Origin of the sequence: Flavobacterium sp. (assembly GCF_044369455.1) — a bacterium.
GTDB lineage: Bacteria > Bacteroidota > Bacteroidia > Flavobacteriales > Flavobacteriaceae > Flavobacterium.
The window spans coordinates 32510-44683 of sequence record NZ_JBIPLW010000007.1 but is presented as its reverse complement, the minus strand read 5'-3'; the positions used below and the strand labels follow the sequence as shown (position 1 = coordinate 44683).

11 protein-coding genes and 1 tRNA gene are annotated in these 12174 nt (G+C 30.9%); 9 read left to right on the top strand and 3 right to left on the bottom strand.

Translation table 11 applies throughout. The annotated features are described in order from the left end of the window. Positions 1 to 168 precede the first annotated feature (168 nt). The 4 genes from ACIQ2L_RS08330 to ACIQ2L_RS08315 all read left to right on the top strand — a co-directional run bounded on the left by ACIQ2L_RS08330 (position 169) and on the right by ACIQ2L_RS08315 (position 4570). Positions 169 to 2085, top strand: a complete 1917-nt coding sequence (locus ACIQ2L_RS08330; RefSeq protein WP_396157742.1) for a M1 family aminopeptidase — start codon at positions 169 to 171, stop codon at positions 2083 to 2085. 101 nt (positions 2086 to 2186) lie between these two features. After that, the gene (rseP, locus tag ACIQ2L_RS08325; RefSeq protein WP_396157741.1) at positions 2187 to 3536 is read left to right on the top strand and encodes an RIP metalloprotease RseP; all 1350 of its coding nucleotides are present in this window, start codon (positions 2187 to 2189) and stop codon (positions 3534 to 3536) included. Positions 3537 to 3727: 191 nt separating this feature from the next. Beyond that, positions 3728 to 3801: transfer RNA gene (locus ACIQ2L_RS08320), tRNA-Asn, on the top strand. A gap of 193 nt (positions 3802 to 3994) precedes the next feature. Then, positions 3995 to 4570, top strand: a complete 576-nt coding sequence (locus ACIQ2L_RS08315) for a hypothetical protein (RefSeq protein WP_396157740.1) — start codon at positions 3995 to 3997, stop codon at positions 4568 to 4570. 380 nt (positions 4571 to 4950) lie between these two features. Here the strand turns inward: ACIQ2L_RS08315 and ACIQ2L_RS08310 are convergent, their stop codons facing one another. From ACIQ2L_RS08310 to ACIQ2L_RS08300, 3 genes are all read right to left on the bottom strand, one after another. Next, on the bottom strand, positions 4951 to 7437 hold the full coding sequence (locus ACIQ2L_RS08310; protein WP_396157739.1) for a PAS domain S-box protein: 2487 nt from the start codon (positions 7435 to 7437) through the stop codon (positions 4951 to 4953). A 70-nt stretch (positions 7438 to 7507) separates the two neighbouring features. Beyond that, on the bottom strand, positions 7508 to 8047 hold the full coding sequence (locus ACIQ2L_RS08305; protein WP_396157738.1) for a heme NO-binding domain-containing protein: 540 nt from the start codon (positions 8045 to 8047) through the stop codon (positions 7508 to 7510). A 29-nt stretch (positions 8048 to 8076) separates the two neighbouring features. Continuing rightward, the gene (locus ACIQ2L_RS08300; RefSeq protein WP_396157737.1) at positions 8077 to 8469 is read right to left on the bottom strand and encodes a response regulator; all 393 of its coding nucleotides are present in this window, start codon (positions 8467 to 8469) and stop codon (positions 8077 to 8079) included. A 318-nt stretch (positions 8470 to 8787) separates the two neighbouring features. On the opposite strand from ACIQ2L_RS08300, the gene ACIQ2L_RS08295 reads away from it, so the two are divergent. The 5 genes from ACIQ2L_RS08295 to ACIQ2L_RS08275 all read left to right on the top strand — a co-directional run bounded on the left by ACIQ2L_RS08295 (position 8788) and on the right by ACIQ2L_RS08275 (position 12154). Next, positions 8788 to 9579 (top strand): helix-turn-helix domain-containing protein, encoded by a 792-nt coding sequence (locus tag ACIQ2L_RS08295; protein ID WP_396157735.1) that lies wholly within the window; start codon positions 8788 to 8790, stop codon positions 9577 to 9579. A gap of 364 nt (positions 9580 to 9943) precedes the next feature. Further along, positions 9944 to 10234, top strand: coding sequence for a hypothetical protein (locus ACIQ2L_RS08290; protein ID WP_396157733.1), 291 nt, complete (start codon positions 9944 to 9946; stop codon positions 10232 to 10234). Further along, the gene (locus ACIQ2L_RS08285; protein ID WP_396157732.1) at positions 10224 to 10562 is read left to right on the top strand and encodes a helix-turn-helix domain-containing protein; all 339 of its coding nucleotides are present in this window, start codon (positions 10224 to 10226) and stop codon (positions 10560 to 10562) included. The genes ACIQ2L_RS08290 and ACIQ2L_RS08285 overlap by 11 nt, the downstream gene beginning before the upstream one ends. 2 nt (positions 10563 to 10564) lie before the next feature. Further along, a complete protein-coding gene (locus ACIQ2L_RS08280) occupies positions 10565 to 11404 on the top strand; it encodes an ImmA/IrrE family metallo-endopeptidase (RefSeq protein ID WP_396157731.1) in 840 nt (279 codons plus the stop codon). 12 nt (positions 11405 to 11416) lie between these two features. Further along, positions 11417 to 12154, top strand: a complete 738-nt coding sequence (locus tag ACIQ2L_RS08275; RefSeq protein ID WP_396157730.1) for a hypothetical protein — start codon at positions 11417 to 11419, stop codon at positions 12152 to 12154. Positions 12155 to 12174 lie beyond the last annotated feature (20 nt).

The window sequence follows — 12174 nt, the reverse complement described above, 5'->3', positions numbered from 1 at the left end:
TTATAAGGACGCAAATTTAATGAAATGTTTTATAAAACCTTTGTGATACTTAAAAACTTACACGCTTCTAACCGAATAAAAATCAAGTTGATACCCATGTAAATTAATATTATTTTGGCAATAGTTTCCTTCAAAAATTATTATATTCGCAAAAATTTTATCATTGCTATGAAAAAAACCTACTTATTTTTACTTTGTTTCTCAATATTTTTTGTTTTTGCACAAAAAAGAAAAAGTTCTATAAACTCGATTGCTGAAGCTGAAATGAAATCGGCATCGCAACTTATGAGTGTTCAAGTAAATCCAAATACAGCAAATTATGATATAACCTATCATAAATTAGAATTTACAATTAATCCAAGTGTAAAATTTGTTACCGGGAAAATCACAACTACCTACACTGCTTTGGCCAATATGAATACTATTACCTTTGATTTTGCCAACCAGTTAACGGTAAGTTCGGTAAAAAAAGGTGTCACCAACTTGACATTTGTTGAAGACACCAATAATCAACTGATCATTACATTGCCGTCTACGCAAACAACCGGAACTTCCGCTACTATTGAAATTAGTTATTCTGGTGTTCCACCAGCCAATGGATTTGATTCTTTTGTACAATCAACACATAATGGTTCTCCAATAATATGGACGCTTTCTGAACCTTTTGGCGCGAGAGATTGGTGGCCTTGTAAACAAGATTTGAATGATAAAATCAATACTATCGATGTGTATATTACCAATCCATCTCAATATACCGCTGTTTCTAATGGCGTTCAAATAGGCGCACCAGTGGTTTCTGGTGCAAATAAAACGACCCGTTTCAGCCACAATTATCCAATTCCAGCCTATTTGATTGCTATTGCCGTAACCAATTATCAAGTGTACAATCAGACAGCCGGACTTACCACTGTTTTTCCAATTGTAAATTATATCTATCCTGAAAATTACGCTACTGCTGTTGCTGATTTGTCTCAGACTCCAGCCATAATGAATTTATTTGAAACACTTTTTGAACCGTATCCGTTTAAAAATGAAAAATACGGACATGCCCAATTTAGCTGGGGTGGCGGAATGGAGCACACTACGGTATCGTTTATGCAAAATTTTAGCAGAGAATTAATCGCTCACGAATTAGCACACCAATGGTTTGGCAATAAAGTAACTTGCGGTACATGGAAAGACATTTGGCTAAACGAAGGGTTTGCGACGTATTTAGCTGCTTTAGTGATTGAAAGCTTTGATGGTGACGCTGCATTTGTTGATGAAAAAGACGCTATGATTAATTACATTACATCGAGTCCAACAGGAAATGTATATTTAACCGATGCACAAGCAACTGATGTCAATAGAATTTTTAGTAGTCGATTGAGTTATAACAAAGGGGCAATGGTTTTAGAAATGTTGCGTTTCAAAATGGGAGACACTGCTTTCTTCCTAGCGCTTAGGAACTATTTAGCTGATAGTGATTTGGCATACAAATATGCAGTAACTACCAATTTAAAATCTCATTTAGAAGCCGTTTACGGACAACCTTTAACAGAGTTTTTTAATGACTGGATTTACAATCAAGGGTATCCAACCTATACCATTACAGCTCAAAATTGGGGTGCTGGTCAAGCAAAATTCACTATCAATCAAACACAATCGAATGCTTCTGTTTCTTATTTTGAAATGCCTGTTCCTGTTAGAGTTTTTGGCGCAAGTGGGCAACAAGCTGATTTGGTATTGGATAATACATTTAACGGAGAGGAACTAATTATGAGTGTTCCTTTCCCAATTACCAATGTTGAATTCGACCCAGACAGACATTTAATTTCTGCTAATTCATCGATTACTTTGGGAAATCAAATTTTTGATTTAGAAAATGCTATAACCATTTACCCTAATCCAAGTTCGGATATATTACATATTCAAATGCCAACATCAACCATCCTAGAAAACGTAACTATATACAACAACCTAGGGCAAAAAATCATGGAAAATACCACTTTAAATTTTTCTGTGACCTCTTTATCCTCTGGCATTCATTATATAGACCTTCAAACTTCTGATGGGGTATTTCATAAAAAATTCATAAAAAAATAGCCTGCCAGACGGCAGGCAGGCCTTTTTAACAAAAAAAGTGTGAAAGAGTAAGGCGGAAACCTTACTTTTGTCCGTTTAAAATAAATCGATACATTACAAAAATGGAAATTGCAATCAAATTATCTCAGTTTTTACTGAGTTTATCAATACTTATTATACTTCACGAACTGGGCCATTTTATTCCGGCCAAATTATTTAAAACACGAGTAGAAAAATTTTATCTGTTTTTTGACATTAAATATTCGTTACTAAAAAAGAAAATCGGCGAAACCGAATATGGTATCGGTTGGTTGCCTCTTGGCGGTTACGTAAAAATATCAGGAATGATTGACGAAAGTATGGATACGGAACAATTGGCTCAAGAACCGCAACCATGGGAGTTTCGTTCTAAACCAGCTTGGCAACGTTTAATTATCATGTTGGGTGGTGTTACGGTGAATTTTATTTTAGCATTCATTATCTACATTGGAATGACTTTCTTTTATGGTGAACAATATATTGCCAATAGTGAGGTAAAAGACGGAATCTGGATTACTAATCCAGTAGTAGAAAAAGCCGGACTTAAAACAGGAGATAAATTAATTTCTATTGATGGCGAAAAAGTAGAACGCTTTTACGAGTCTAATGAGAAATTATTTTTGTCTAAGGAGATTATCGTATTACGTGATGGCAAAGAGGAAAAAGTACATTTCCCCGTGAACTTTATCGACCAATTGATGCAAGGAAAAAGAGCTTCTTTGGTTGAATTGCGTATCCCGTTTGTAGTATCGGGTGTCGCTGAAAATTCTCCAAACAAAGCGGTATTAAAGCCCAAAGATATGGTCACTAGTTTTAACGGTAAGCCCGTAAAATATGCTGATGAAATTATCAAAGCTGTTGACAGCTTAAAAGGGCAAACAATTCCCGTAATTATAAAAAGAGACAACAAAGAAATTGCCACTACGTTAAAAGTTAATGATAGTGCCAAAATTGGGGCTTATTATGCCAATAGAATCATGCCTTATGAAGATCTTTCCAAATTAGGTTTGTATAAAGTGAGTGAGGAAAAATTTGGGTTCTTCGAATCGATTCCGGTTGGAATTAACAAAGGATTTCAACAATTAAGCAGTTATGGCAAACAATTAAAAGCGATTTTTTCACCAAGTACTGGAGCTTATAAAGGGGTTGGAGGCTTTGCAGCAATCTTTAATATTTTCCCGAACACTTGGAGTTGGGAAGCCTTTTGGGGCATCACCGCTTTATTGTCTATCATGCTTGGAGTGATGAATTTATTACCAATACCTGCTTTAGATGGCGGTCATGTAATGTTCTTATTATACGAAATGATTAGTGGCAGAAAACCTAGTGATAAGTTCTTAGAAAGAGCCCAAATGGTTGGTATTGTATTACTTATTTCGTTATTGCTATTTGCTAATGGAAATGATATATACAAGGCAATTTTTAACAAATAACATTTTTTACATTTTTCTTTATTTTTTATTTGTAAAAAATAAAATTCGTTCTATATTTGCAACCGCTTAAAAGGATATTACAATCCTCTATAGTTAATAAAAAGAGCCTCTGACTGTTAATCAGAGTCCCGATAGCTATCGGGATTGGTTCGTGAAAAGAAAATAAAAGTAGTTACTGAAAACATACAGTTTCCTCCTTAGCTCAGTTGGTTAGAGCATCTGACTGTTAATCAGAGGGTCCTTGGTTCGAGCCCAAGAGGGGGAGCAAATTGAGAAATCCAATCTATTTATTTAGGTTGGATTTTTTGTTTTTATATGTAATTCTCTAACTTTTTTCAATTTTTTTTGTTTTTGCAAAATAATTTTATTTTTTTGTCCTTATTTTTCTATAATAATACTAGCCAACACTCTGTAAGAAAAAAGCATCTATTTAACACTTTTATATGAAAACTAAAAATATGAAAACTAAAATTTTATCATTTACAGCTATTATTTTGACATTAATCTCTTGTTCAAATGACAACGAGGAAGCCAATACACCAACAACAAATCCAAACAAGGTTTTGGTTTTGAAAGTTGACTATAATACAAATCAGTTTGAAGGAGGAAAGGAATTATCTTTTCCTAATACTACCTCAAATATGACCTTAACTAATCAATATGTTGCTCCTCGTGATTTTGGAAGTGTTAAAATTATTTATCAAGAATTAAAAGAAACATTATTTGATGGGACAATTGTTTGGAGTGGTCTTGGACGAATGAATTATCCTCAAAATTTATTAAATGCAAATCAATTTGATACAGTTATGACAACAGATTATGTTGCACCAAGTGCAGGATTTGTAAATATATTTAATCCAGATAATACAACATACAGTTATAATGAAGTGTGGACTTCAGTGCAAAGTTTGGTAAAAGTTAGACAATATTTATATTCAAATCCGAACGCTAGTGTTAAACTATTTTTATACACTCCAAGTGTTGGAATTGGAAATCCAGCAGAATGGGATTGGATTATTTTTATGAAAAACTAAAAAAAGTACATCAGGAAGTTACAAAGCTTTAAGAAAAAGTAAATATAACTTCCTGCAATTTTACACGAAGTTCAACCCTTTAATTTTCTGATAGTTACATAGTCAATCATCGCATTAAAATTGTAACTTTCTCCAATAGGGGGAGCTTAAAGAAGCCTGATACGAAAGTATCGGGCTTTTTTGTTTTAACCCAACAACATCAGATAGCGCGGATTTGCAATCCGTGCAATAGCTCAATGAATCTACCATCGTTGTTACTTTGCTATGTTTGTTTTGAAATTGTTTGAGGGCACGGATTGCAAATCCGCGCTATCGGGTTTTTTAATTTGTATCTTTTAGGGGGAGCAAGGTAGTATGTCTGTTTAATTATTTTGAAGATGTTATCTAGGTATAGTGAAATAAAATGTAGTTCCTACATTTAATTTTGAGTCAACCCAAATTTTGCCGCCAGCAGTTTCTATTATTTTTTTAACGATTGATAATCCAATACCACTAGAATCTGTTCTGTTATTTAGTTTTTTAAAGGCTTCAAAAATAAAATTAAAATGTTCTTCGGCTATACCAATTCCGTTGTCTTCAATTGAAAACATTATATGTTCATTTTTATCTTCCCAATTAATATTAACAAAGCTCTTTTTGTTAGCATCTCTATATTTGTAGGCGTTTTCAATTAAATTTTGAAAGACCTGTTTGGTTTTCGTGTTATTTAATTTAATAACTGGTAATGGCTTTAGTATATTTATACTAAGTGTTTTAATTTTGTTGATATCAATATTCATTATAACACTCTCAACAATTAATTGTGTTTCAGATTTATTGTTTTCTTTTTTAGAGGATCTAAGTTCAGAAAATTGTAAAGAGCTAGAAATTAAATTATCCATATCAATTATAGATTCATTAATGATAGAAATATATTCTAAGCTATCTTTACTTAATTTATCTTCATTCTCTTCCTTAAGCCAACCCACACATGATGCAATACTATGTAAAGGTGTTTTAAGATCGTGTGATACTATGTGGGCGTAATTAGAAAGTTCGATATTACTCTCTGTTAAATCTGAAATTAAATTTTCGTTTTTAATAATTAATGTTTTTATTTCTGTAATATCCAAATGAATCCCTAACGAGCCAATTACTTCACCATTAATATTGTAGTTAGGGGCACCGCTAATAAGCCAATATTTCGTCTCGCGATTTTTAGTGAAAAGTTCAATTTCATAGACATCATCAATTCCATTTTTACGAATTGTGTTTTTCGCATTCATGATTTCTATACCTTCTTTTTTTAATAAAACATCTTTTGCCTTCTTTCCAATAAGTTCATTAGAATCATAACCGCTCATATTGCAAAAGGCTTTATTTACAGATAAAACAACATCTTTATTATCAACTTCCATTAATCCTAGATTAATATTCTCAATAATATTTTTGTATTTTGTATTTTGAAATTCTAAACTTTTATCATAATTAATTTGAAGTGTAACATCTCTGTATGTCCATACATGACCATCTAATTTGCCATTGAGAAATATTGGATTATAGCTTCTGGAAAAAAATCTTCCGTCCTTTAATTCAAGTAATTCATCATTTACCGCCTCTTGATTTTTAACTATTTCTTCAATTCTACTAACAAATTCATTTTCATAAAGAAAAAAAACTTTAGAATTATCCCATACAATTTTACAAGATAATCCTATTAATTGATTATGTTCCTCTAGAGGAATATTAAAAAGACTTAAAAAAGCATTACTAACAAATTCTATATATCTGTCTTTAGATTCTATAATTTTAGCATCCGAATAACTTTCAAAAATAATTCCTAATCTGTTTCTTGTGGCTTCTAGTTCTTTTTCCTTTAATTTTTTTTCTAATTCTGATGCTGAATTTTTTAAGTAAAGAGAAATTAAAATTGAAATTTTCGATAAAGTAGCTAATTTATCTTTAGCATAATGATTTTTTTCAGCATGTTTAGAATCAATAATACCAACTATATCTCCATCAAATAAAACAGGGATTGTAATTTCAGAAAGCCCATATCTATCGTCAATAATATAATCTTTATCTTTAGATGTATCATTAATTATTTCACCTTTTTTAGATCTTACTACTCTTCCAACAACACCTTTATCTATGCTTCTTGATAATTTATTTTTTATTATATGATTAGCATCTAATTTAGTAGTTGTGGTTGCTAATTGAACTAACTTTCTATTAATAAAACCATAAATAACACAATCATCCGAATTCAAAAATTGAGCAATATGATTAACCAAGTCAAAGGCATTGGTAAAAATATCATTACTCTTTAATAAATCTTTTAAAATTTGTGATTCAAATTTTTCAAATTGCTGTTGCTTTTGTATTTTTAATTCAAGTAAATATTTATCGGTTACATCTCTTACAATTGCTTGATAAGCGTAGGGATTTTTTTCAGAATCAACTAAAATTTTTGATTTAATATTAACGTATTTTTTTTGATTTTTTTCATTTATAAATTCATAAAAAAAAACTTCATTCTCATTTTCAAGATTATCTTTACTTAATAGTTTTTTGATTCCCTTTTTGTTTCTATTAGAAAACTGTGATATATTATTAATTTTTAAATCGTTAACAAGGCCAAGAAGTTTTGTTGCTTCTTTATTAATTTTTAATATTTCACCTTTAAAATCTATTACAAATAATGCATCCACCAAATTATCTAAAAGATCGTTCTGGAATTCTTCTTGTGTCAATACTCTATTTGAAAGTTGTATATTACTAACATAAAGCTCCCTTAGGCGTTTCTCTACAAAACTTTCAGCTAGTTCTCTAGATTTACGCTCTCTTTCAAGGGCTTTTTTTAATATTTCTATATCATTTGTAAGCAAAATAAAGAAGTTTTTTAGTCAATAATAATAAAGAAATGTATTAATGAATAAAGCGTTAAACTAAGTCTGTCTAATTTAGTTCAATATTAAATTTAACACTTTTTTCAACATCCAAAGACTTGTCAATAGTAACGGTTCCTTTAACATTAAAATGATTTAAAGTCTCTTTTATTAAGCCAATAGCAAAGTATGATAATCCTTTTGAGGAACTGTAAATTATGGATAATTTTTTTTCGTTTTTTTCAACAAGTCTAAAAGTTGGAAGATCTACATCGTTATAAAGTTTTTTTACTTCAATATGAATATGATTTTCAATACCTCCTATCAAATCTAATGGATTATCATATTGATCAATAATATACGAATGTTTACCAATAAGATATGGAAAAACAAAAATCCCAAATTTTTCTAAAAGAATTTCTGGGTTGACATCCGTCTTTTTAGACACATAAGTTAAAAGACTAACCAATTCATCAAATTCATAGCTACTAAATGAACTATAAATACCTTTCGACGGTAAATTACAATTGGTTATCATTTCATCAACCATTTCTAATCCGTGGTTCAATTCAATAAAATCTATAAAATTGGTAAAAATAAATCCTTTCATGTAGTTTTTTTGAATTACTTGCGTTTTTATTACTTTTTAGCTTCTCTCCAATAATTTGCTATGAGTTTGATATTAGATTTGTATTTAACCATATCTAATTCTTTTACAAAATAGCCGCAAATTCCTAATTCTTCACACTTTTGAACATCTAAAGTGTTAAAAGATGTAGTATGAATAATTACAGGCATGGTTCTTAAATTATCTTTCTTCTTTATTTCTTTAAGAAATTCGAATCCATTCATTATAGGCATATTCAAATCTAGTAAGGTGAAATGCGGTAATTCAGATTCGGATTCATTGAGCAAGTTTAAAGCTATCAATCCGTTTTCAGCTGTACATATTTCCATATTTGGATATTCAGATAATATTTTCTTAATCCCCATCAGAGCTATTTTATTATCTTCAACAATTAAAATTTTCATACTTTAAAACTTATATCACTATTATTATTACAAATTAATTGAAAAAGTTTACAATATATGAAAAATTATTAATTTTATCTTACGTAACATCAATTAGATTTCAAGATAATTGAATAAGCGACCTTCTCATCAAATTTGTAACTTGCTCCAAGAGGGGGAGCTTAAAGAATGTCTGATACGAAAGTGTCGGGTTTTGTTGATTTAGTTACCCTTGTTGCATCTTTTTAATCAGATATATAACTTAATTTCGCAATTCTGTCGCCTATATGACACCTAGAAGTCGTTTTTGCACCCGTTTATTCTTTATACATTTGTAAAATGAAAATAGGGAAACACGTAAAAGAAATTAGAATTTCAAAGGGGTTTACTCAAACCGAACTAGCTGAAAAGAGTGGAATTGCGGTTAGAACCATTCAAAGAATTGAAAACGGTGAAGTAACTCCAAGTATTTATTCTCTGAATGCTATCGGAGCAGCATTGGATGTAAAATTAAATGAAGTTCCAATTGGTGGAAATGATGGGAAATTTGAATTCAAAATAGTCATTTCCAACTTTAGCAATCTTTTTGTAGATAGTAAAACTTTAATCAAAAGAAATATGAAAACACTATTGGTGCTTATAACAGTTGCAGTCGGATTCCTATCTTTCAAAGATTTGAAATCAATGTTTAATACTCTAACGGATAATTCAACCATATCAGTTGCAACCGTCAACTGTGGTGCTAAAAATGAGTGTGATATTGAGCTTGTTAAAAAAGACGGCAAGGGCAATGTATTATGGAAGCGTATTATAGGCGGAACAAGTTATGATAAGGCAGGACAGGTGGTTAGAACAAATGACGGAAATTATATTGTAGTGGGTTCTACTAGCTCTTTTGGTAAAGGAAACTATGATGTAGTAGTTGCTAAAGTTAGTTCAAATGGGGAAATTCTTTGGCAAAAAACATATGGAGAATTCTTGAACGATTATGGATTGAGAATTACTTTAGTGGAGGATAATCTATACCAAATAGAAGCTACTAAGCAAATTTGTGCAACGTTCAATGTGTCCAATGATTGTTATGACCAAGAGTGGTTATTTAGAATAGATGAAAGTGGGCTTATTAAATAATTTTCTAAGAGTCAAATAAGTAATCCTCGCATCAAAGTTGTAACGTTCTCTAAAAGGGGGAGCTTAAAAAGCCTGATATGAAAGTATTGGGTTTTTTGTTTTTTTATCTTTTAGAATGCCACACAAAAGGATTTGCTGCGCCAGTCGCTAGGCTCGAGTCGTGCGGGACAATTTAATTAATTTGTTGCTTTATAAAAACGGATACTGTGACATGCAGTGTTTGCAGTATTTTTATATAAATATTTCCCTGTTATTTATGCATAATTTTGTTAATCAACAATAAAAATCAAAAAAAATCAAAAAAAAATCAAAAAAAATTTGCATGGTAAGATTTTCTTACTACATTTGTATTAAAATCATACAAATGGTAGCGCTTAGTCAAAAAATAGTAGAAGAAGAAATTTTAAAAGTTATAAATGACACAAAAAAACTTTTAAAAATTGACGGCGAAATTGACGGTAATAGTTGCCCTGGAAATATTTCAGGAATATCAAGCCTCATTCTTGTCGATGTAATCTCTGAATTATCAAGCAAATTGAAGGTAGAAATTCCTTATGATTGTTATATATTTCATGATAAAAAAACAAAAAAACAATTGTCAATTATAGATGCAGCTAAAAAGCTGATTAAAGAAGGGAAAGATTATGGAAAATAATAATGCTATTTCAAGTCGTGAAAAAATCGCGGAAAGACTTAAAGAGGCTAGAATATCATGTGGTTTATCGCAAGCTCAAGCAGCCATACAGCTAGAGCTTCAGCGCCCAGCAATATCTGAAATAGAGGCTGGTAATCGAAAAGTGAGTGCTGAAGAAATAATTCAATTCGCAAATTTATATAAAGTAGATAGTAATTGGCTACTACTACAAGATTCAGAAGAAGAGACTGAGCAATTTAAGCTTGCTGCAAGAGAACTTGAGAAATTAAGTGAAGATGACTTAAAAAAAGTAATGGATATTTTAAAAATCCTCCCTAAAAAAAGATAACTATGGATTTTCTTTACATGCAGGCAATGAGAAAAGCTGGCGAGGTTAGAAAAATTCTTAATTTGAATATGCATGAACCTATTAATATTTTCGACTCGTGTTCAAAATTAGGTTTAGATGTCAGATTTGTAGATGTTAATATGGAAGGCATGTATGTAAAGCAAGATGACTCCTCATATTCTACCATATTGCTATCAAGTCTTCGTCCTTTACCAAGAAGGGTCTATACATGTGCTCATGAGCTTGGGCATCATGTTTTTGGCCATGGTACAAAAGTAGATGAAGTAAACAGCGATGGTTATTCATCAGACAATGAAGAAGAAAAACTAGTTGATATGTTTGCAGGGACAATTTTAATGCCTGTAGTTGCCATTAAAGCTGAATTTATCAAAAGAAACTGGAATCCAGAAGAAGTTGGTCCAATTGAGTTTTTCACAATTTCATCATTCTTTGGAACAGGCTATAGAACTATGATAGTCCACTCTAGAGCCAACAAAATCATCAGCAGAACAAAGGCTGAGCAACTTTTAAAAATTACGCCTCAAAAATTATTAAAAAACATTATGGGAGAAGAAATGGAGACGTCCCATTTTAAGATATTTGACAAAAAATATGTTCCAAAAATTATTGATTTAGAAGTTAATAATTACATAGTATTACCAAATACTTTAAACATCGAAAGTAATCATCTGGAAGAATTTAAAGATATTCCTATGGGTAAGGTATTTAGAGCAAAAAATGCCGGAATATCAAGGGGTCAAGATGATGATATTTCCTGTTTTATTAGAATACAAAATGAAAGATATGTTGGACTAGCTGAATATCGTCACTTAGAGAATTAAAATATAACAAAAATGATTGAACAAATAGAAGGAACCAACTTATCAAAAGCATGGTATAAAACTCTTGAATTAGCAGTAAATTCAACAAATAAGGAGCTCACACCGTTTTTGATAAGTTTAACTGGATTCGAAGAAGATTTAAAGTTTAGAGAAATATTGGACAAGAGCCTTTCAGAAAACAAAAAGGCATCTATAAATACCGTGGCGGAAACAATATTTCCACAATCACTTTATGAGTATTTTCAGTATGATCGTTTTGAGCTATATAAAAGATATAAAATAAATTTAGCACGTATAAAGAAAGTCAACAAAAAAAATAGAAATGGAACTTATTTTGAGAGATTAATTTCGTTTGATGGTCATGAAAATCAACTTGAAATAATAATTTCTTCATATTTAAAAGACAAAGGTGTTCGAAGGTCTAAGCTACAAGCATCTATATTTGACCCTAGATATGATCATACAGATTCCCCATATCAAGGATTTCCATGTCTTCAACATGTAACGTTTTATGTAAACAAAAATGGAGGATTGATATTGAATAGTTTTTATGCCATACAATACCTTTATGAAAGAGGATATGGGAATTGGTTAGGTTTGACATATTTAGGTCAATTTATGGCAAAAGAAATGAATTTGCGGTTTGAAAAGTTTAATTGTTTTGTTGGCGTCGAGCAGCTAGATTATTTGGGAAAAACAGATGCTCGAAAATTATTGCAAAATCTCAAAGAAAATGTAGGCTATGATTAATTAACTTCTATTTTTGCGAA